The organism is Streptomyces sp. NRRL S-31 (genome assembly GCF_000718775.1).
Lineage (GTDB): Bacteria > Actinomycetota > Actinomycetes > Streptomycetales > Streptomycetaceae > Streptomyces.
Genome location: NZ_JOCB01000127.1, coordinates 1 through 21,201 on the forward strand (window position 1 = coordinate 1; position 21,201 = coordinate 21,201).

17 protein-coding genes and 2 pseudogenes are annotated in these 21,201 nt (G+C 74.3%); 8 read left to right on the forward strand and 11 right to left on the reverse strand.

All coding sequences use genetic code 11. The annotated features are described in order from the left end of the window. The 5 genes and pseudogenes from IF37_RS40095 to IF37_RS0134560 all read right to left on the reverse strand — a co-directional run. A pseudogene (locus IF37_RS40095) lies at positions 1-728 on the reverse strand (SGNH/GDSL hydrolase family protein); the annotation flags it as partial. Further along, positions 707-1,918: a glycosyltransferase gene (locus IF37_RS0134540; RefSeq protein ID WP_052845532.1), complete on the reverse strand. Its 1,212-nt coding sequence runs from the start codon at positions 1,916-1,918 to the stop codon at positions 707-709. The gene IF37_RS0134540 and the pseudogene IF37_RS40095, both read right to left, overlap by 22 nt. Next, positions 1,915-3,042, reverse strand: coding sequence for a glycosyltransferase family 1 protein (locus tag IF37_RS0134545; protein ID WP_030752116.1), 1,128 nt, complete (start codon positions 3,040-3,042; stop codon positions 1,915-1,917). The genes IF37_RS0134540 and IF37_RS0134545 overlap by 4 nt, the downstream gene beginning before the upstream one ends. Before the next feature lie 233 nt (positions 3,043-3,275). Continuing rightward, the gene (locus IF37_RS0134550) at positions 3,276-4,694 is read right to left on the reverse strand and encodes a HEAT repeat domain-containing protein (protein ID WP_030752119.1); all 1,419 of its coding nucleotides are present in this window, start codon (positions 4,692-4,694) and stop codon (positions 3,276-3,278) included. 300 nt (positions 4,695-4,994) lie between these two features. Beyond that, positions 4,995-5,387, reverse strand: a complete 393-nt coding sequence (locus IF37_RS0134560) for an ankyrin repeat domain-containing protein (protein WP_030752122.1) — start codon at positions 5,385-5,387, stop codon at positions 4,995-4,997. Positions 5,388-5,827: 440 nt separating this feature from the next. Between IF37_RS0134560 and IF37_RS0134565 the strand changes: the two genes are divergently transcribed. Next, a complete protein-coding gene (locus IF37_RS0134565; RefSeq protein ID WP_030752125.1) occupies positions 5,828-6,022 on the forward strand; it encodes a hypothetical protein in 195 nt (64 codons plus the stop codon). 40 nt (positions 6,023-6,062) lie between these two features. Beyond that, a complete protein-coding gene (locus tag IF37_RS0134570) occupies positions 6,063-7,673 on the forward strand; it encodes a membrane protein (protein ID WP_030752128.1) in 1,611 nt (536 codons plus the stop codon). A 39-nt stretch (positions 7,674-7,712) separates the two neighbouring features. On the opposite strand, the gene IF37_RS0134575 is transcribed toward IF37_RS0134570, so the two are convergent. Continuing rightward, entirely contained in the window at positions 7,713-9,218 is a 1,506-nt protein-coding gene (locus tag IF37_RS0134575) for a PLP-dependent aminotransferase family protein (protein ID WP_030752131.1), read from the reverse strand. Positions 9,219-9,319: 101 nt separating this feature from the next. On the opposite strand from IF37_RS0134575, the gene IF37_RS0134580 reads away from it, so the two are divergent. From IF37_RS0134580 to IF37_RS43010, 4 genes are all read left to right on the forward strand, one after another. Beyond that, positions 9,320-9,976: a YitT family protein gene (locus tag IF37_RS0134580; protein WP_030752135.1), complete on the forward strand. Its 657-nt coding sequence runs from the start codon at positions 9,320-9,322 to the stop codon at positions 9,974-9,976. Then, positions 9,973-10,749: a glycerophosphodiester phosphodiesterase gene (locus IF37_RS0134585; RefSeq protein WP_030752138.1), complete on the forward strand. Its 777-nt coding sequence runs from the start codon at positions 9,973-9,975 to the stop codon at positions 10,747-10,749. The genes IF37_RS0134580 and IF37_RS0134585 overlap by 4 nt, the downstream gene beginning before the upstream one ends. A gap of 56 nt (positions 10,750-10,805) precedes the next feature. Then, entirely contained in the window at positions 10,806-12,155 is a 1,350-nt protein-coding gene (locus IF37_RS0134590) for an MFS transporter (RefSeq protein WP_030752141.1), read from the forward strand. Between the two features lie 266 nt (positions 12,156-12,421). Beyond that, complete coding sequence (locus tag IF37_RS43010; protein ID WP_009187548.1) at positions 12,422-12,796, forward strand: RNA polymerase-binding protein RbpA; 375 nt, start codon at positions 12,422-12,424, stop codon at positions 12,794-12,796. A 45-nt stretch (positions 12,797-12,841) separates the two neighbouring features. On the opposite strand, the pseudogene fxsA reads toward IF37_RS43010, so the two are convergent. From fxsA to IF37_RS0134610, 4 genes and pseudogenes are all read right to left on the reverse strand, one after another. After that, positions 12,842-13,387: pseudogene (gene fxsA / locus IF37_RS0134595) on the reverse strand (FxsA family membrane protein); the annotation flags it as partial. A gap of 70 nt (positions 13,388-13,457) precedes the next feature. After that, entirely contained in the window at positions 13,458-14,270 is an 813-nt protein-coding gene (locus IF37_RS0134600; protein WP_030752146.1) for a polyprenol monophosphomannose synthase, read from the reverse strand. Positions 14,271-14,808: 538 nt separating this feature from the next. Continuing rightward, the gene (locus tag IF37_RS0134605; protein ID WP_030752148.1) at positions 14,809-16,416 is read right to left on the reverse strand and encodes an amidohydrolase; all 1,608 of its coding nucleotides are present in this window, start codon (positions 16,414-16,416) and stop codon (positions 14,809-14,811) included. Between the two features lie 87 nt (positions 16,417-16,503). Further along, a complete protein-coding gene (locus IF37_RS0134610) occupies positions 16,504-16,944 on the reverse strand; it encodes an Lrp/AsnC family transcriptional regulator (protein ID WP_030752150.1) in 441 nt (146 codons plus the stop codon). A gap of 233 nt (positions 16,945-17,177) precedes the next feature. On the opposite strand from IF37_RS0134610, the gene IF37_RS0134615 reads away from it, so the two are divergent. Then, positions 17,178-17,609 carry a hypothetical protein gene (locus tag IF37_RS0134615; protein WP_030752153.1) on the forward strand — a complete coding sequence of 144 codons (432 nt, stop codon included), beginning with the start codon at positions 17,178-17,180 and terminating at the stop codon, positions 17,607-17,609. A gap of 744 nt (positions 17,610-18,353) precedes the next feature. Here IF37_RS0134615 and IF37_RS0134625 read toward each other — a convergent pair. Further along, positions 18,354-19,529 (reverse strand): acyl-CoA dehydrogenase family protein, encoded by a 1,176-nt coding sequence (locus tag IF37_RS0134625; RefSeq protein ID WP_030752159.1) that lies wholly within the window; start codon positions 19,527-19,529, stop codon positions 18,354-18,356. A 325-nt stretch (positions 19,530-19,854) separates the two neighbouring features. On the opposite strand from IF37_RS0134625, the gene IF37_RS0134630 reads away from it, so the two are divergent. Further along, positions 19,855-21,087, forward strand: a complete 1,233-nt coding sequence (locus IF37_RS0134630; protein ID WP_030752161.1) for a glycoside hydrolase family 18 protein — start codon at positions 19,855-19,857, stop codon at positions 21,085-21,087. Positions 21,088-21,201: the final 114 nt, after the last annotated feature.

Here is a 21,201-nt window from a genome sequence, read left to right on the forward strand (position 1 = left end):
GTGGCGCGGCTCGTCGGCGGCGAGGCGCGGCTGGCGCGGCAGCAGGTCGCCGCAGCACCCAGCCGGTCCCGGCCGTGGCCGGTCACCACAGGCTCGCCGCGCGGGTCGGCGCGGGGAACTCCGGCTCGGGCGAGGGCGGCCGGCCGGTCCCCCGGTCCGTCTCGGCGAGCAGCGCGTGGCAGCGGACGGCGAGCTGCCGGTGGCCCCGCTCCCCCGGGTGCGGCCGGTCCGCGCTCCGCAGGGTGCGGTCGGTGACCCGGATACCGTCCGCCGCGTGCGGGTGGACGGCACCGTAGCGGTCGGACAGCGCGTGGACGACCTCGTCGACCGCCCGCTGCCGGCGGGCCGGCGGACGGGCCAGGACACCGGGGAGGCCGGGCATCGCGCCGGGGTCGGGCAGGCAGGCGGTGGGCAGGGGGGCGCCCCGACCGGCGAAGGCCGCGTACACCTGGTCGAGATGGGCGGCCACGGCGTGGATGTCGAAGGTGCGGCGCGGGGTGTCGTTGACGCCGATGACCACGGAGACCAGGTCGGGGCGCGGCTCCAGGGCGGCGGGCGGCTGCCGCTCCAGCACGTCCCCGGGTCCGCGCGCCGCCGCGTGCGAGGTTGGTGAACCGCGCGTGCCCGCCGTCCTCGGCGAGGGAGGCCGCCGGCAGCGCGGCCCAGCCCCGCCATCCGGCGCCGGCGGAGTCGCCCACGCCCTCGGTCAGCGAGTCACCGAGGGCCACGAGGCGGACGGGTCTCGTGCCACGCCCTCCGGCACGGCGGGACGCGAGCCGGCACGGCGCAGCACCTCGGCGTCGTGGGCCGCGAGGAACGCCTCGACGGCCGTACCCCAGCCGAAGCACTCCGCACGCGCGCGTGCCGCTTCCCGCCGTTCGGGCTCGCGGCGTTCGAGGAGCAGTTCGACGGCGTCCGCGAACGCCCGGCCGCCACCGCTCGCGGACGCCCCGGACGACCCGATGACCTCGGGCAGCGCGGAGGAGGCGCTCGCCACCACGGGCGTACCGCACGCCATGGCCTCCAGCGCGGCCAGTCCGAAGGTCTCGGCGGGCCCGGGTGCCAGGCACACGTCGGCGCTGGCCTGGAGCGTGCCGAGCAGGGCCCTGTCGGAGACGTGCCCGAGGAAGGTCACCGGCAGTCCGCGGTCCCGCGCGCGCTGCTCCAGCCGGGCCCGCAGCGGCCCGTCCCCGGCCACCACCAGCACCGCCCGCCGTCCGCGCCGCAGCAGCGCCTCCAGGGTGTCCAGGGCGGTGCCGGGGCGCTTCTCGACGGACAGCCGGGAGGCCATCACCAGCAGCGTCTGCGCCCCGCGCGCGTGGCGGGCCCGCAGGGCGGGGTCGCGCAGCACGGGGTGGCGTTCCGTCAGGTCGACGCCGAGGGGGGCGCGTACGACGTTGCGCGCGCCGACGCGGAGGAACTCGCGCTCGGCGAACCCGGTGGTGCACACCACCCGCGAGTAGACGTGCGCGGTCCGGGTGTTGAGGGAGTCGGCGGCCCGCCGGGCGAGATGCTCGGGCAGGCCCCAGGTGCGCAGCACGCCGTCGGTGGTCTCGTGGGAGACCATCACGGCGGGCACGCGCGCGCGGCGGGCCCAGCGGCCGGTCCAGCGCAGGGTGGTCCGGTCGGAGACCTCCAGGCGGTCCGGGGCCAGTTCCGCCAGCAGGGCGGCCACCCGCCGTCTGTCGGTGAGGACCCGGTAGCCGCCGGTGCCGGGCAGCGGCGGGCCGGGCAGGGTGATGACCCGGCCCTGCTCGGTGACGCGGTCGGTGTGCCGTTCGCCGGGCACGACCAGGACGGGTTCGTGGCCCGCCGCCCGGTAGCCCTTGCCCAGCTCCCGCAGGGCGGTGCGCAGGCCGCCGGAGGCGGGGGCGACGAAATTGGCGAGGCGGACGATGCGCAAGGGCGTTCCGGTCATGCCGCCACCGCCGCCCTGCGGGTCGCGAGGACCTCGTCGTAGTGCCCGATGAGCTGGTCGCCGACGGCGGCCCAGGTGCGGCCCCCGACCGTCGCGCGGGCGGCGGCGCCGTACGCGGCCCGCCGCGCCGGGTCGGCGGCGAGGTCACGGACGGCCTGCCGGAGGGCGGCGGCGTCGTGCGGCGGGACGAGCAGACCGGTGCGGCCGTGGGCGACCAGGTCGAGCGGGCCGCCGACGGCGGGCGCGACGACCGGGACGCCGCTCGCCATGGCCTCCTGGACGGTCTGGCAGAAGGTCTCGAACGGGCCGGTGTGCGCGAACACGTCCAGCGAGGCGAAGATCCGGGCCAGGTCGTCGCCCGTCCGGCGGCCCTGGAAGACGGCGCCGGGCAGGGCCTCGGCGAGGTGCGGCCGGCTGGGCCCGTCGCCCACGACGACGAGCCGCACACCGGGCAGTCCGCAGACCCCGGAGAGGAGGTCGACGTGCTTCTCGGGGGCGAGCCGGCCGACGTAGCCGACGATCAGTTCGCCGTTCGGGGCGAGTTCGCGGCGCAACGCCTCGTCACGGCGGTCTGGCCGGAAACGTACGGTGTCCACGCCGCGCGGCCAGAGCCTGACCCGCGGTACGCCGTGCTCCTCCAAGTCGGAGCGGGCGGCGCCGGACGGGGCGAGGGTGCGGTCGGCGGCGGCGTGCACGGAGCGGATGCGGCGCCAGGCGGCGGCCTCCCCGGCGCCCATGTAGGTGCGGGTGTAACCGGCCAGGTCGGTCTGGTAGACGGCGACGGCGGGCACGCCGAACCGGGCCGCGGCGGCCATGCCGCGGACGCCGAGGACGAAAGGACTGGCCAGGTGGACCACGTCGGGGCGGTGTGCGACGAGGGCCGCGGCGAGGCGTCGGCTGGGCAGGGCGACGCGGACCTGGGGGTAGCCGGGGAGCGGCAGGGAGGGGATCCGGACGACCGGGCACGGGGCGTCCGTGTCCGGGCCGCTGCCGGGCGCCGGAGCGGGGGCGACGACGAGCGGGAGGTGACCGCGATCTACGAGGTGCCGGGCGGTCTGGAGCGCGCAGTGGGCCACGCCGTTCACATCCGGGGGAAAGGATTCGGTCACGATGACGACACGCATACGGGTGTTGTCGCCGTGCCGGACGTGCCCGCGTCAACTTCGATCTTTCCGCGCGGGGAACGTCCCATGAGCGTTGGAGGCGCACCCGCGCGGGTCGGACCGCCGTCATGGCGGCCTGACCCGCGCGTCACCCGGAGTTCACCCGCCGGGCGGTCGTCGGCCCGGGCGGATGTGCGGATGTGCGGACGGACGGATGTGCGGACGGGCTCGGCGCGGCCCGGCCGGCGGGGGGATCAGCCCAGGGCGGCGTCGGGGCCGAAGCGGCTGCGGACCGCGGTCTGCACCTCGGCCTCCTCGGCCGGGTCGACGGCCAGGCGGCGCAGGCGCTCCACGACCCGGGTGTCACCGGTCTCGGCGTGCCGGGCGGCGAGTTCGCGGGTGGTCTCCTCGCAGTCCCACAGGCACTCGACGGCGAAGCCCGCGGCGAAGGAGGGGTCGGTGGCGGCCAGCGCGCGGGCGGCGCGACCGCGCAGTTGGGAGGAGGCCGTCTCCCGGTAGACGTGCCGCAGCACGGGGGCGGCGCAGACGATGCCGAGGCGTCCGGCGCCGTCGACGAGGGTCCACAGGGTGGGCGCGTCCGGACCCTCGCCGCGTACGGCCTCGCGCAGCGCGGTGAGGACGAGGTCGCGGTCGCGGGTGCCGCCCCGGCAGGCGAGCACGCGGCCGGCGGCGGCGCCGAGCGCGTCGGGGCGCTGGACCCAGCCGCGGGCGCGGTCGACGGCGGCGGCGCCGCGCATCCGCTCGAAGGCGTCGACGGCGGCCTCCACGACGGCCGTCGTCCCGTCGGCGACCGCCGCCTCGATCAGCCGGAGGGCGTCGGGGTCGTCGCTGTCGGCGAGGTAGCGCAGGGCGGTGCAGCGGGCTCCGTCGGTGCCGGTCCCGGCGGCCTGGAGGATCTCGGGCCGGTCCTCGGGGCCGGCCACGGCGGCCAGGCAGCGGGCGGCGGGCACGTGCAGGGCGGCGCCGCGGTCCATGCCCTGCTGGGCCCACTCGAAGACGGCGCGCACGCTCCAGCCGGGCCGGGGCCCGGTGGGCCGCAGCTGCCGCTGCCAGCGGTCGAAACAGCCGGCCTCCTGGGCGGCACGCACGCGCGTGGCGATCGGTTCCCGCGGATCCTCGGCCCACAGCCGCCAGGGCCGCGGCTCGAAGGCGTCGCGCACGGCGGCGGCCAGCTCGGCCTCGCCCTCGGGATCGGCGGGGAAGCGGGCCAGGACGGGGGCGGCGAGGGCGCGCAGGGCCGCGTCGTCGTCCCTGAGGGCCAGCTCGTCCAGGGCCCAGGCCCAGTTGGAGCCGTGCGCGGCGTACCTGCGCAGCAGTTCGAGGGCGTCCCCTCTGCCGTAGGAGGCGAGGTGGCCGAGGACCGCCAGGGCCAGGCCGGTACGGGACTCGTCGGTGTCGACGACGTCCTCGGGGTCGAAGAGGTGCGCCTCCACGGCGTCCAGCTCGCCGTTCAGGTCGAGGTAGAGCCTGGCGTAGTAGAGGGAGCGGTTCTCCACCTGCCAGTCGTGGCGGGGGTCGCGCAGCACACAGTGGTTCAGCGCCGCGAGCGCTTCGGCGCGCGGGGCCGTCAGCGCGTGCAGCGTGCCGTCGCCACGGCCGCGCTGGAGCAGCCCGAGCAGCGTACCGCTGGGCGCTATGACCGGATCGAACATGGGAAACAGCCTCACATCAAGCGTCGACGCAACCGGGGAACACGCATTACCTGGCCACGTGACACAACGTCGGAGCGCCCGCCGTCTCTTGCTTGCTGTAGACCATCTCTCTCTGCCTCTCGTCGGTGGCCCATGCGGACCGCATCACGGCCCGCGCGGTGCGGCAACACCTGCCCAGCCATCGCGTCCGTGAATCACGACGTCATGATGACCCGCGGTGTGTGCTGCCGCGACCGTATTTCCGGCGGCCCTGTACCGCCTCCCCCGTTTTCCGTGTCGTACCTGGTCAGGACACTTGGTTCAGTGTGCGCCGAACAGTTCGAGAAGTTCCGTCTTGGCGAACATGCGGGCCGTGTCGACGGCCGACGGCGTCCCCGCGGAAGGGTCGGCTCCGCCCTCCAGGAGGGCCTTGATCACGTCCGTCTCGCCCTTGAAGACGGCACCCGCGAGCGGGGTCTGGCCCCGGTCGTTGATCTGGTCGGCGGCCGCGCCGCGGGCGAGCAGCGCGCGCACCGTGCCGGCGTGGCCGTGGTAGGCGGCGAGCATCACCAGGGAGTCGCCGCGGTCGTTGGTGAGGCTGGCCGGGACACCCGCGTCGACGTACGCCACGAGCGCATCGGTCTGCCCCTGCCGGGCCAGATCGAAGATCTTGGTCGCCAGCTCCACGACCTCGGGGTCGGGGGCTTCACTCATCGGCCGGACCGCCTCTCCTTGCGCGTTCGGTGACTTGTTCGGGAACTGCTGATGGGACTGCTGCTCGGACTGCTGCGGCACCGCCGCCGTGACCGCTGCCGCGACTACTGCCGTGACCGCTGCCGTGACCGCTGCCGTGACCGCTGCCGTGACCGCTGCCGTGACCGCGCGAGCCTACGGCAGCGAGGGAGCGCAGCCGTACGAGTGAATCGCCAGCGTACTGGCTTCCGCGGCACATGACCCGAGGCGCCCGAGGTAAAGATCACCGACAGGCCCCGTGGGCGGCGACAGCCCTGGTCAACCGGGCACAGCCGCTTCCTCCGAGTGGGGGAAAACAGCCGCTTTTCACCCAGTTGCACCTTTAATCGTATGGATACATCCTGTGATCCTGGAAGAACTCATGGTGACTGTCCCCCACCTTCGACACCAGGAGGCCCCAAATGATCCTCTCCCTGTCCGGCGTGCTGCTGCTCGGCACCGTCGTCTTCCTGTTCTTCCGCAAGGACGGGCTGAAGGGCTCGCACGCCACGGTGTCGGCCTTGTTCGGGTTCTACCTGTCGACCACGGGTATCGCCCCGGGCATCAAGGCCGGGGGCGAGAGCCTGGCCAGCCTCCTCGGCGGCATCAAGTTCTGAACCCGCCCGTCCCGCCCGCACGCACCACCAGGAGACAGCAGTGGCCCGGCGCCCCCTCCCCCGCATCCTGAGCAAGGACAGCGCCCAGATCGCCCGGACGCAGCTCGCCCGGAGCAGGGAACTGGCCCGGACGGCGGCCGACAGCGCCGCCGACGTCCTCCACCCGTTGATCACCGTCAGCCGCGGGCTGCGCCTCCTGGCCTCGGCCGGCCGGCGCAGGTGGGCGCAGACGCCCAAGGACAGACGCGGCCCACTGCTGTTCCTGGGGGCCTCCGTGTTCCTGGTCGTGGCGCTGACGCCGTACGGACCGCTGCTCGCCGTCATCACCGTGATGGCGGCAGCGGCCTGGCACGGCCGCGACCGCACCCCGGCGGCGCCCGAAGGCCCCGACGAGGCCCAGACCGAACGGCTCCGGGCGCTCTACGAGGCCCTGGTGCCGTACTTCTCCGGTGCCGAGGACCCGGCTCCGCTGTACGCGCACGGCGGGGAGTGGGAGAAGGCCCTCGTCGAGCACGGCTTCGACGACGCCGGGCACGTCGGACACCTCGTGATCCGCTACCCCGCCTACTTCCCGGACGGCGAACCCACGGCCCGCGCGCGGATCGAGCAGCTGCTCGCCGCGAAGGCCGGGCGCGGCCGCGAGTACGACTTCGCGTGGGACGAGGCGGGCAACCGGCTCACCGTCACCGCCCTCCCCCCGCTGCCCGCCGACATCCCCGCCCAGCGCTTCGTCACCGCGCCCGGCGAGACCGTCCTCGGCTACACCGACCCCCGAGAGGTCCAGCGCACGCTCCCCCTCTCCTACGGGGAGGAGCGGATCGACGTCCCGCCGGTCGTCTGGCGCACCGGCGTCCGCTCCACCGAACCGCATCTGCTGGTGGTGGGCCTCCCGGGCAGCGGCGCCTCCACACTCCTGCGCTCCATCGCCCTCCAGTCCCTCGGGTACGGCGATGTGCTGATCGTCGACGGCGGCGGCACCGGCGAGTACGCCTGCCTGACCGGCCGGGACGGCGTCCTGGCCGTGGAGTGCGCCCTGCCCGGGGCGCTGGCCGGCCTGGAGTGGGCCGCGCGGGAGACCGAACGGCGGCTCATCGCGATCAATCTGGCGCGGCAGGCCGGGGACCCGCCGCCCGAGGACACCCGGCGCCCGCTGTGGATCGTGCTGGACCGGCCCGGCGTCTTCTCGCACCTCGCGACGGCCGACGGCCGCAAGGACCCGCAGACTCTGCTCCAGGTGCCGCTGCGGCACGGGCGCGCGGCGAACGTGACCGTGGTCGTCGCCGAGCAGTTCGACGACGCGGAGGCGCTCGGCGACGCGGTACGGCAGCACACGCGCGCGCGGGTGGTGCTGGGGGCGGCCGCGCCGCAGCAGGTGGAGGCGGTGCTCGGGGTGCCGCCGCACACGACGCCGCCGGCGCACGTGCCGCCCGGGCGGGGGTACGCCCGGCTGGGGTCCGGGCCGGTGCACCGGCTCCAGGTGCCGCGTACGCCCGATCCGTACGACGACGCCACCAGCGACGCCGACCGGCAGGCGGTGCTGGAGCTGCTGCCGGCGCGTGCCACCGCCACGGGCGCGGAACCGGCGGACCTGTCGAAACAGGCGGTGGGGAGGACACCGGTGCCGGCGGAGCCGGTGGCGGCCGAGAGCTGACCGGGCGTCCCGCGGCGGGGCGGGGCCACGGCCGTCCCGCTAGGCCACGAACGTGCGCGGTGCCTCCGTACCCCCGGACAGTCCCGACTCCACCAGGCGTGCCGCCGCGGCGAGCCGGGTCGCCGCCTCGTCCGCCACCGCTCCCCCGACGGTGAACGGAAGCCGTACGTACCCCTCGAACGCGCCGTCGACGCCGAAGCGGGGCCCGGACGGGACGCGGACGCCGACCCGCTCGCCCGCCTCCGCCAGGCGGGAGCCGGACAGGCCGCCGGCCCGCACCCACAGGGTCAGCCCGCCCCGCGGAACCTCGAACTCCCAGCCGGGGAGTTCCCGGCGCATGGCCGTGACCAGGGCGTCCCGGTTCTCCCGGGCCTGCGTGCGGCGCAGCTCGACCGCCTGCTGCCAGCCCCCCGTGCTGAAGAGCCAGTTGACGGCCAGTTGCTCCAGCACCGGCGTGCCCAGGTCGGCGTAGGCCCGCGCCGCGACCAGGCTGCGGATGACGTCCGGCGCCGCCCGCACCCACCCGATGCGCATGCCCGCCCAGAACGCCTTGCTGGCCGAGCCGACCGTGATCACCGTGGAGCCGGCCGGGTCGAAGCCGCACACCGGCCGGGGCATGCCGTCCCGGAAGCCGTCGTCGAGCCAGAGCTCGGACATCGTCTCGTCGGCGACCAGCACCGTGCCGGCCGAGCGGGCCGCGTCCACCAGCCGGCGCCGCTGGTCCTCGTCGGCGAGCGCCCCGGTGGGGTTGTGGAAGTCGGCGACCACGTAGGCGATGCGCGGCGCCGCCTCGCGCAGGACCTGCCGCCAGCGGTCCATGTCCCAGCCGGACAGGCCCTCGGCCATCGCGACGGGGACGAGCCGGGCACCCGCCTCGCGCATCAGCTGGAGGATGTTGGCGTAGGAGGGCGACTCCACGGCGATGCGTTCGCCGCGACCCGCGAAGAGGTGGCAGATCGCGTCGATGGCGCCCATCGCGCCGGTCGTCACCATGATCTGCTCCGGCATGGTGGGGATGCCGCGCGCGGTGTAGCGCTCGGCGATCATCGAGCGCAGGGCGGGCAGCCCGGCCGGGTAGTCGCCGTGGGTGTGGGCGTAGGGCGGCAGTTCCTCCAGGGCGCCCTGCACGGCGCGGGTGAGCCACGGCTCGGGCGCCGGGAGCGAGGCGCAGCCAAGGTCGATCACCGAGCCGAGGGCCTCCGGGGGCAGCGGTTCCAGGCCCCGGGCCGGGATCGGGTTGCCGGCCGGGACCGCGGTCCAGCTGCCGGCTCCGCGCCGGGACTCCAGGAAGCCCTCGCCGCGCAGCGCCTCGTAGGCCGCCGCGACCGTGGTGCGGCTGACGGAGAGGGCCAGGGCCAGTTCGCGCTCCGCGGGCAGTCGCGCGGCCACCGGGACGCGGCCCTCCAGCACGAGCAGCCGGACACCGTCGGCGAGAGCGCGGTACGCGGGCGGACGGCGGGTGCCGGGGCCGGCCGGACGGTCCTGCTGGGAGGTGAGCAGCCGGGCGAGCTGCGCGGCTCCCACCGCGGAGGTCCACTGTGCCATGACAATCAGTCCACCTTCCCCGAATTGGCCATGGATGGCGATGCTTCCCAAGCCACAGAGTGTCATGCGTCAGGCCACTGCCACCACCCAGGGGGAAACACATGTCCCGTTCCGACCGCCATCTCGGCCGATGGCTGACCCAGCTGTACGCCGGGCTCGCGCTCTACGGCGCGAGTTCCGCGCTGCTCGTGGCGGCGGGGCTGGGGCTGGAGCCCTGGAACGTGCTGCACCAGGGGCTCGCCGAGCTGACCGGACTGAGCATCGGGGCCGTGTCGATCGTCGTGGGCGCGGCGGTGCTGCTCCTGTGGGTGCCGCTGCGCCAGCGGCCGGGGCTCGGCACGGTCTCGAACGTCTTCGTGGTCGGACTGGCCATGGACGGCACGCTCGCCCTCCTGCCCGAGGCACGCTCGCTCGCCGTACGGGTCCCGCTGCTGCTCGCCGGGATCGTGCTGAACGGCGCGGCGACCGGCCTGTACATCGCGGCGCGCTTCGGGCCGGGGCCGCGCGACGGCCTGATGACGGGGCTGCACCGGCGCACCGGCCGGTCGATCCGGCTGATGCGGACGGCGGTCGAGGTGGCGGTGGTGGTCACCGGGTTCGCCCTGGGCGGCACCATCGGGGTGGGCACCGTGCTGTACGCCGTGTCCATCGGCCCGCTGGCGCAGCTCTTCCTGCGGGCGTTCGCCGTCCGGTCGGCACCGGCGGGCAGCCCGGTCGTCGCCGGCGCGACACCGGAGGGGGCCATACTGCGTCCGTGAGCCTCACGACGTCGCAGCCGCGCCACCCGTACCTGGACCACCCGGGACCGATCGCCTTCGCCCACCGGGGCGGGGCCGCGGACGGCCTCGAGAACACCGTGGCGCAGTTCCGGCGCGCGGTGGAGCTGGGCTACCGGTACATCGAGACGGACGTGCACACCACGGCCGACGGCCGGCTGGTCGCCTTCCACGACGCGACCCTGGACCGGGTCACCGACGGGGCGGGCCGGATCGCGGACCTGCCGTGGGCACAGGTGCGCCGCGCGCGCGTGGGCGGCCGGGAACCGGTGCCGCTCTTCGAGGAGCTGCTGGAGACGTTCCCCGGGGTGCGCTGGAACGTCGACGCCAAGGCGGAGCCCGCGCTGCGGCCCCTGCTGGAACTGATCGGGCGCACGGACGCCTGGGACCGGGTCTGCGTGGGCTCCTTCTCCGAGGCGCGGGTGCTGCGGGCCCAGCGGCTGGCCGGACCCCGGCTGGCCACGTCGTTCGGCACACGCGGGGTGCTGAGCCTGCGGCTGCGCTCGTGGGGGCTGCCGGCCGCGGTGCGCCGGTCGGCCGTGGCCGCTCAGGTGCCCGAGGCCCAGTCGGGCGTCCCCGTGGTGGACCAGCGCTTCGTCCGCGCCGCCCACGCGCTCGGGCTCCAGGTGCACGTGTGGACGGTCAACGAACCGGAACGGATGCACCGGCTCCTCGATCTCGGGGTTGATGGCATCATGACCGACCACATCGACACGTTGCGCGAGGTCATGGAGGACCGCGGCGTCTGGGTCTGACCGCCCGGCCGCCCCGGAGCGGGCCCGCGCGGCGGAACGGGGAGGCGGGGACGCGGGTGGGTACCGGCACCGTGCGGCGGGCGCACGCGGCGGACGAGGCCGCCGGCCTGAGGCGCGAGCAGCGCGGCTGGTACGTCTACGACTGGGCGTGCTCGGTCTATTCGACCAGCGTCCTGACCGTCTTCCTCGGCCCGTACCTCACCTCGGTCGCCGAGCGGGCCGCGGACGGCGACGGCTATGTGCATCCGCTGGGCATCCCGGTCCGGGCGGGCTCCTTCTTCGCCTACTCGGTCTCCCTGTCGGTGGCCCTCGCGGTGGTCCTGATGCCGCTGGCGGGCGGCATGGCCGACCGCACGGGCCGCAAGAAGCCGCTGCTCGCGGCGGCGGCGTACACCGGCGCGGCGGCGACCGCGGGCCTGTTCTTCCTGGACGGCGACCGGTACCTGCTCGGCGGGGTGCTGCTCGTCGTGGCCAACGCGGCGCAGTCGGTCGCGATGATGGTCTACAACTCCTACCTGCCGCAGATCGCCCCGCCCGAACAGCGTGACGCGGTCTCCTCCCGGGGCTGGGCCCTCGGCTACGCGGCGGGCTCGCTGGTGCTCGTCGCCGACCTGGTCCTGTACTCCGCGCACGACTCCTTCGGCCTCTCCGAGACGACCGCGGTCCGGATCTGCCTGGCCTCGGCCGGCCTGTGGTGGGGGGCCTTCACGCTGGTACCGCTGCGCAGACTGCGCGACCGCCACGCGCGCGAGGACCGCGCCACTGCGCCGGGGGCGCGGCAGCTCGCGGCGACGGTCCGGGACATGCGCCGGCATCCGCTGACCCTGGCGTTCCTGCTGGCGTACCTCGTCTACAACGACGGCATCCAGACGGTGATCACCCAGGCGTCGGTCTACGGCTCCGAGGAGCTGGGGCTCGGGCAGTCCACGCTCATCGGCGCCGTCCTGCTGGTGCAGGTGCTGGCCGTGGCGGGGGCGCTGGCGATGGGCCGGCTGGCGCGGACGTACGGCACGCGGCGGACGATCCTCGGCTCGCTGGTGGCCTGGACGGTCACGCTGACGGCGGGCTGGTTCCTGCCCGCGCGGGCGCCGGTGTGGTTCTTCGCGCTGGCCGCCGGGATCGGGCTGGTGCTCGGCGGCAGCCAGGCGCTGTCCCGGTCGCTCTTCTCGCACCTGGTGCCGCCGGGCAAGGAGGCCGAGTACTTCGCCGCCTACGAGGTCAGCGACCGCGGGATGAGCTGGCTGGGCCCGTTGCTGTTCGGCGTGACCTACCAGCTGACCGGGAGCTACCGGTCGGCGATCGTCTCGCTGGTGGCCTTCTTCGTACTCGGTTTCGCGCTGCTCGCGCGGGTACCCGTACGACGGGCGATCACCGAGGCGGGGAACCCGGTTCCGGAGAGGATCTAGCGTGGATTTAGCACTCGGCGTGAAAGGGCGGTAGTGTACGCGTTTGGCCTGCCAGGCGTACCGTTACTGCGCGTCAAAGATGCCGAAACGCTGGGTGACATCTGCTAGCAGATGTGACAAACCGGGCGCCTGTGGGTAGAACAAGGGGCGGCTACGACGGCGACGCATGACCCGGAACGGGAATCTTTACCGCCGACCGGACGTTGACCGGATGACGACGACAGCGACACCTGTCCTGTGGGCGACAAGCCCGGGAGGCACGATTCATGAGTGAGCGAGCTCTTCGCGGTACGCGCCTCGTGGTGACCAGCTACGAGACGGACCGCGGCATCGACCTGGCCCCGCGCCAGGCCGTGGAGTACGCATGTGAGAAGGGGCACCGCTTCGAGATGCCCTTCTCGGTCGAGGCGGAGATCCCGCCGGAGTGGGAGTGCAAGGTCTGCGGGGCCCCGGCACTTCTGGTGGACGGCGACGGCCCTGAGGAGAAGAAGGCCAAGCCCGCGCGTACCCATTGGGACATGCTGATGGAGCGACGCACCCGAGAGGAACTCGAAGAGGTCCTCGAGGAGCGTCTGGCGGTACTGCGCTCGGGCGCGATGAACATCGCGGTCCACCCCAGGGACAGCCGCAAGAGCGCGTAGTCCCCGCGGGCCCTGGGCCGGTACGCGGCACAACGCATACGCAGACGGCGGGCGGGGGTCCTGCCAGGGGTCGTGCGGTCCGTCGTCCCTGATGACCTCGCCCTGCACGACCTTCCCGTCGGGCCGGTGCATACGGGCCTGCTGGAACACGTCCCCGAGACTGCCCGGGGCGACCTTGCGCAGGCTCCTCTCCAGAGCGCTCTCCGCGAAGCGGCCCACCGCCTTCTGGACCGGCGGCAGCAGCAGGAGCAGGCCCGCCACGTCCGAGACCAGTCCGGGGATGATCAGCAGCAGACCGCCGAGCATCATCAGGCCGTTGCCGCCGCCGCGCGCCGGGGAGCCGCCCTGCCGCACCGCCTCGTTCAGGCTCCGGAAGGCGCGCCGGCCCGCCCGCTTGATGACCACGGAGCCGCCGACGACACCCGCGACCAGCAGCAGGAACACCGTCGCGCCGCCCGTCGCGCCCGCGACCAGGGTCAGCAGCCAGATCTCCAGCACCAGCCACGCGGCGATGCCCAGCGGCAGGTACCTGCGCAGCCGGGATGGCCGGCGGCGGGCGGTGTACGGGGAGGTCGGAGCGCCAGTCGTCATGCTCCCAGTGTGCCTGGGCGCGGCTCAGCGCGGGATAAGGGAGCGCCCTGCCACGGCCGGGCGCCTCGTGCTACGGCGTGCCGGAGCCGCCCTGGGGGGTGTCCTTGCCGGTGAACTTGCCGATGCGGTCGCCGACGCCCCAGGCCGTGACCCGCCACAGCGCCTCGACCACGATGTCCCGGCTCATCTTGGAGTCGCCCAGGGCGCGCTCGACGAAGGTGATGGGGACCTCGACGACGTGGTAGCCGGCCTTCACCGCGCGGCGGGCCAGGTCGACCTGGAAGCAGTAGCCCTGCGAGGCGACCTCGCCGAGGCCGAGGCCCTCCAGGGTCTCGCGGCGGAAGGCCCGGAAGCCGCCCGTGACGTCCCGGATCGGCACGTCGAGCATGAGCCGTGAGTAGGTGGAGCCGCCCCGCGAGAGGATCTCCCGGGACTTGGGCCAGTTCACCACCCGGCCGCCGGGCACCCAGCGGGAGCCGAGGACCAGGTCGGCGCCCTTGAGGGCGGTGAGCAGCCGGGGCAGCTCCTCGGGCTGGTGGGAGCCGTCGGCGTCCATCTCGATCAGCACGCCGTAGTCCCGCTCCAGGCCCCAGCGGAAGCCCGCGAGGTAGGCGGCGCCGAGGCCCTCCTTGCCCTTGCGGTGCAGCACCCGGACGTGGTCGTCCTCGGCGGCCAGCTCGTCGGCGAGCTTGCCGGTGCCGTCGGGGCTGTTGTCGTCCGCGATCAGCACGTGCGCCGCGGGGACGGCCTTGCGCACCCGGTCCACGATGGACTTGATGTTCTCCGCCTCGTTGTAGGTCGGGATGATCACCAAGGCCGTGCCGAGCGGACCGAACTGCCTTCCCCGGGCCTTGGCCGCGAGGGTCCCGTCGCCGTCGTTCACTGCTGCCCCTTCATGTCGTACACAGGGGTCCACCATAATGGCCGCGGCCTGGGGAGACGCGACAGCGCACTCGGCTGGTGGTGTCGATCCCACAAGAGCGGGGCAGGACCCCGTCCTGCGGCGTCCTTCCGCCGCCCGACGGATGGGGGCCCGGCGCCCTTCGGGCCGACCTGGGACCCGCTGGCTGCGGGTCGACCGAGAGCCGTTGTCTACTGAGCGACCGGGCCCCACCCGGGTCACACCTGGCCGACCAGCCGGGACGTTCACTCGTCGGCGCGGGCGCTGAGCCTGGCTCCCAGTGGCGGTGCCCCGGTGCGGCACACCGTCCCTGACCCAGCGGCGCTGCGACGAGTCGTGCGAACGTCCCCCGGTCGGGCGTCCGGTGGTGGACTCGGACGAACCTACCGGCCTCCGGCCGCCGACTGTCAACAGCCCCCCGGGCGGAGCGGACGGGGCCGGCCGCGCGGGCGGCGGGGAGGATGCGCAGGTCGGGCGGCGGGGCCGCGGCGGCCGGGAGCCGCCGCGCCACCGGGGGAGATCACTCGCCCGGCCGTACGAACACCGTCCGGCCGCCCACCACGGTCCGCAGACAGACCGGCAGGTCACGGCCGGGGGTGAGGTCGGGCAGACCGGGGGTGCCGGAGCGCGGGTCGGTGGACCAGCGGGCCACCCGGTCGTCGGGGGCCTGCACGATCAGCTCGTCGGTGCGCCAGACGGCGTAGTCGGCGGGGGCGCCGGGGACCAGGACACCCGCGTCGTCGCGGCCGACGGCCCGCCAGCCGCCGCGGGTGTGCGCGGTGAACGCGGCGCGGACCGAGACGCGGTGCCCGGGTGTGCGGTGGAAGGCGGCGGCACGGACCGTGCCCCACGGGTCGAGCGGGGTAACCGGACTGTCGGAGCCGAACGCGAGCGGTACCCCGGCGCGCAGCAGCGCGGCGAACGGGTTGAGGGTGCGCGCCCGCTCCACCCCCAGCCGCTCGGCGTACATGCCCTCCTCGCCGCCCCACAGCGCGTCGAAGGCGGGCTGGACGGAGGCGATCAGACCCAGCTCGGCGAAGCCGGCGACGGTCTCGGGGGTCAGCATCTCGGCGTGCTCGACGCGGTGCCGGGCGGCGCGGATCCGGGCGAGTCCCACCTTCTCGGCGGCGGCGCGCACGCCATCGACCACGACGGCCACGGCCGCGTCGCCGATGGCGTGGAAGCCGGCCTGGAGGCCCGCCTCGGTGCAGGCCACCACGTGCGCGGCGACGGTGTCGGCGTCCAGGTAGGCGGTGCCGCCGTGGCCGGCGTCGGCGTACGGCTCGTGCAGGCAGGCGGTGTGCGAGCCGAGGGCGCCGTCGGCGAAGAGGTCGCCCGCCGCCCCCGCCGCGCCCAGCTCGCGGGCCTTGTCGGTGTTCCGCTCCGCCCAGTAGCCGACCACGCGGGGGCCCGGCTCCCCGGCGGCGAGCTCCAGCAGCGCGGTGAAGTCGTCCTCGGAGGAGATCTGGGGGCCGCCGCACTCGTGCACGGTGCCGATGCCCAGGGAGGCGGCGCGGGCCAGGGCGGCGCGCTGGGCCTCGGCGCGCTGGGCGGGGGTGACGGCGGCGAGGGCGGCCTCGCGTACGGCGTGGTGGGCGTCCTTGGTGAGCGGTGCGTCGTCGCGGGTGACACCGGCGGGAACCAGGTCCAGCAGGGCGGTGCTGACGACCGCCGAGTGCACGTCGATCCGGGACAGGTACAGCGGGCGTCCGCCGGTGGCCTCGTCCAGTTCCGCGCGGGTCGGCGGCCGGCCCCCGGGCCAGCGGGCGGCGTCCCAGCCATGGCCCAGCAGGACCCGGTCGGCGGGGCGGGCGGCGGCGAACTCGCGGATCCGGGCGAGGGCCGCCTCCAGGGAGGGGGCGCCGGACAGGTCGAGGCCGGTCAGCGCGAGGCCCGTGGCGGTGGTGTGCACATGGGCGTCGGTGAAGGCCGGGGTGACCAGGGCGCCGTCGAGGTCGACCACCTCGTCGACCCCGTCGGCGAAGGCGTCGGCGGCGCCCTCGGAGCCGACCCAGGCGACCTGGCCCGCCTCCACGACCATCGCAGTCGCGAAGGGGTCGGCGGGGCTGTGCACCTCGCCGCGGCGCAGGAGGACGGTCCGGGCGGGCTCGGCGGTGCGGTTGCTCATGACCGACAGTCTCCCCCGCCGTCCGGGCGGGGCCGCACGCGGGGCACGCCGACGAGGGGGCGGCGCCGTGACGGGGCCGGAGGGCGGTCAGATCTTCGGCGCGCGGGCCTCGTACGGGGTCGACAGCACCACCGTCGTCCGCGTCGACACCCCGGCCAGGGAGCGCAGCCGGGCCAGCAGTTCCTCCAGTTCGTGCGGGGTGGCCACGCGCACCTTGAGGATGTAGTTCTCGTCGCCGGCCACGCTGTGGCATGCCTCGATCTCGGGGACGTCGGCGAGGCGGTCCGCGATGTCGTCGGGGGCGCTGGGATCGAACGGCTTCACCGAGATGAACGCGGTCAGCGGCAGCCCGACGGCCTCGGGGTCGACCACCGCGGCATAGCCGCGGATGACGCCACGCTGTTCCAGCCGGCGCACCCGCTGGTGCACGGCCGACGTGGACAGGCCCGTGGCCTTGCCCAGGTCTGTGTAGCTCATCCGCCCGTCCTTGACGAGCAGCTGCACGATCTGACGGTCCAGCTCCTCCATGCCGCCAAAACCTACAGTGCGGTTGATCTCCTCCGATACCCGAGAGCGCAGGTCATTCCCGGTTCGCCGGAAAAAGCACCGGGAGGGGCACCTGCGCACGCCGTGTGACCAACACCACACAGCTTGAGCAGGCTCCGTGATGTTCTCGTGATTACCCCCGAGACCGGACGGGAAGTGCTTGGTGTGGTCGAGGCCGCAGCGCCTTCACGGCCCAGCCTTAGGGGGAGAATCCCATGCAGAGTGCCCACCGCCCTGGTCGATCCGCGTCCGCACGGCAGCAGCCGGTGGCCGAGCTCGAGCCGGAGGGCGTCGAACCCGACGCCTACGACGACGAACTGGACGCCTACGACACCTTCGAGATGTACCGGGTGATCTGCCCGGACTGCGCGCAGCCGATCGCGCTGCTGGCGGACGAGGAGGAGCTGCCGGAGCACGCGCTGTGCGCCTCGCCGTGGAATCCGTTCGGGCTCACGGTGTGCGCGGGCACGGGCCGTTCGGCGGCCGACGCCCGCCCCGCCGACGAGTCGTTCGAACCGCAGGAGCAGGACACCGCCCTGCTGCTGACGCTCCCCCAGGGTCTGGACTGGCGGACGCAGCCCTTCTCGCACGTCGGCGGCCCGGGCTCGCGCCCGATGCGCGTGCCGGTGATGCGCCAGGCCGCCTGACCGGCCCACCCCTTCCCGTACGTGCCCCGCACCATGGCGCGCAGGCTGTCATGGTGCTGGATCAGTGTGTCCGGGTCCGCTCGGCCGCGTCCGCGCCGGCCGGTCGAGCCCGGCCTGGACGAGGGGTGACCGGGCGGGTCCGCCGGGGCCCGCGTTCGGCCGGCGCGTTGGACCGCCCCATGCCGGCGCAGCCCGCCTCCCGGGCCCGACAGGACGCGGAACTCGGCCTCCGTGAGCGGAACTTGGCCGTACGACCAGCCGGCAGGGCCGCTTCCAGGGGCTCGCGCGGCCACGGCGTCCAGGGCACGGGCAGGCCCGTCACGTCCGTGCGCCCGGCCACCAGGCGCGGGGTGCGGTACGGACGGCCATGTCGCAGTCGGGGAAGACGGTGTACGCGGCCGGCCGCAGCGCGCGGGAGCGGGCCGGGGGCCGGTACGTCAGCCGGTCGGCGGAGGCCAGGGGGCGGACCGGACACGGGTGGACTGACGCTCGATTCCGCCGGGGGGTGACCTGTGCGGGTGGCACGGCGTTTCCCTGGTATGACCCCCACGTACTCGGCGACCGGGCGTCAGCGCCGCATCTTCGTCCCGCGCCCGGCGGAACCGGCCGCGCCGCCCGCGCCGCGGGACCCGCCCATCTACCGGGACCTGATGCGGGTCTGGGCCGACCGGGGCCGGACCCTGCCGGGCCGCCACGACCCCGAGTGGGTCAGGCTGGCGGCCCCGACGGTCCTGACGGGCCAGTTCAGCGCCCTTCCGGCCCCGCCACGTGACGGGCGATGACCATCCGCTGGATCTGATTGGTGCCCTCGACGATCTGTAGCACCTTGGCCTCGCGCATGTAGCGCTCGGCCGGGAAGTCCGCGGTGTAGCCGTAGCCGCCCAGTATCTGCACCGCGTCCGTGGTGACCTTCATGGCCGCGTCGGTGCAGTGCAGCTTGGCCATGGCGGCCTGCTTGGCGAACGGCCTGCCCGCGTCCCGCAGCCGGGCGGCGGCCAGGTACAGCGCGCGGCCGGCCTCGATCTGGGTGGCCATGTCGGCGATCATGAAGCGCAGGCCCTGGAAGTCGCCGATGGGCCGGCCGAACTGGCGCCGCTCGGTGGCGTACCGGACCGCCTCGTCCAGGGCGGCCTGGGCGAGGCCGACGGCACAGGCCGCGATGCCGAGCCGGCCGGAGTCGAGCGCCGAGAGGGCGATGGAGAAGCCCTGGCCCTCCTCGCCGATGCGCCGGTCGTCCGGGACGCGGACGCCGTCGAAGTGGACCTGGGCGGTGGGCGAGCCCTTCATGCCCATCTTCTTCTCGGGCGCCGCACCGCTGAGACCGGGCGCGTCGCCGGGCACGAGGAAGGCGGTGATCCCGCGCGGTCCGTCCTCGCCGGTACGGGCCATCACGGTGTAGAAGTCGGCGATGCCGCCGTGGGTGATCCACGCCTTGGTCCCGTCGATCACCCAGTCGCCCCCGCTCTCCCGCACCGCCTTGGTGCGCAGGGAGGCCGCGTCGGAGCCCGAGGACGGCTCGGACAGGCAGTACGCGCCGAGCAGGCCGCCGCCGAGCATCGCGGGCAGGTGCTCGACCTGCTGCCGCTTGCCGCCGTAGGTGGCGAGCGCGTAGGACGCGAGCGTGTGGACGCTGACGCCGAGGCCGACGGTGAGCCGGGCGGCGGCCAGCTCCTCCAGGACCTGGAGGTAGACCTCGTAGGGCTGGTCGCCGCCGCCGTACTCGGCGGGATACGGCAGACCCAGCAGACCGGACGCGGAGAGGAGCGTGAAGACCTCCCGCGGGAAGCGCCCCGCGTCCTCCTCCTCGGCGGCCCTGGGGGCGATCTCCCGCTGGGCGATCTCCCGGACGAGGGCGAGCAGATCCCTCGCCTCTTCCGTCGGCAGTTGACGCTCCACCGGCTGCGGGTCGCGGTCGGACATGGCGTCGGGCTCCTCCCTGTTCGGACACCGGCGGCACGGCCCGTGGTGGGGGCGGCTCCGCCTGATCGCTGTGCCGGGGGCACCCGCTCCCGGGTCTCGGAAGCTGCTGACCAGCGGCATGCGCTGTGAGTATGCCCGATCGACGACCTCCCGTCACCAGTTAACGACCGCTCACTTCAGGATTCCAGTCGAGACGTTTCCCGTGGCCGGAATGGTCCGAACCATTGACCTAGTGGTCTAGTCCTCCTACTGTGCAGGACCAACGCTTTACCGCGTTCATGCCAATCGGCGCGCCTTCCCCTCTCCCCCCACGAGGAGACACCCGATGCAGACTCCGCACCGCTCCGTCGTCCGGGCGCTGCTCTCCGCCGCGTGTACCGCCGCCCTCGGCGCCGGCCTGCTGGCCGGCACCGGCACGGCCACCGCCGCGGCCCCGAGCACCCCGCAGCTCACGGCCGGCTCCAAGGTCGTCGGCTACTTCACCGAATGGGGCACCTACGACCGCAAGTACTACGTCAAGAACGTCGAGACCTCCGGCTCCGCGGCCAAGCTGACCCACATCAACTACGCCTTCGGCAACGTCACCGGCGGCAAGTGCGCCATGGGCGACGCCTACGCGGCGACCGACCGCGCCTACACCGCGGCCGAGTCCGTGGACGGCGTCGCCGACACCTGGGACCAGCCGCTGCGCGGCAACTTCAACCAGCTGCTGAAGCTGAAGAAGAAGCACCCGGGCCTGAGGATCCTGTGGTCCTTCGGCGGCTGGACCTGGTCCAACGGCTTCGGCGAGGCCGCGAAGAACCCGGCCGCCTTCGCCCAGTCCTGCTACGACCTGGTGAAGAACTCCAAGTGGGCGGGGGTCTTCGACGGCATCGACATCGACTGGGAGTACCCGAACGCCTGCGGCAACACCTGCGACGCCAGCGGGCGGGACGCGTTCCGGAACCTGATGTCCGCCCTGCGCTCGAAGTTCGGCTCCGGGAACCTGGTCACCGCGGCGATCACCGCGGACGCCACCAGCGGCGGCAAGATCGACGCGGCGGACTACGCCGGAGCCGCCCAGTACGTCGACTGGTACAACCCGATGACGTACGACTACTTCGGCGCCTGGGACGCCAAGGGCCCGACCGCCCCGCACTCCCCGCTGACCTCCTACTCGGGCATCCCGAAGGCGGACTACAACACCTCGGCGACCATCGCCAAGCTCAAGGGCCTCGGCGTCCCGGCCGCCAAGCTGCTGCTCGGCATCGGCTTCTACGGCCGCGGCTGGACCGGCGTCACCCAGGCGGCGCCCGGCGGCACCGCGACCGGCCCGGCGGCCGGCACCTACGAGCAGGGCATCGAGGACTACAAGGTGCTCAGGACCAAGTGCCCGGCGAACGGCACGGTGGGCGGCACCGCATACGCCAAGTGCGGCAGCGACTGGTGGAGTTACGACACCCCGGCGACCATCGCCGGCAAGATGACGTACAAGAACCAGCAGGGGCTCGGCGGCACCTTCTTCTGGGAGCTGAGCGGCGACACCACCAACGGTGAGCTGATCAAGTCGATCAGCTAGTCCCGGCCCAAGCGACGCGGGCCGACGCGGACCGACCCGGAGCGGCCGGTCCGGGTCGGCCGCCTTCGCGTCAGCCGTTCCGGCGGGCGGGCGGCGGGGCCGGGTGGGCGGGGC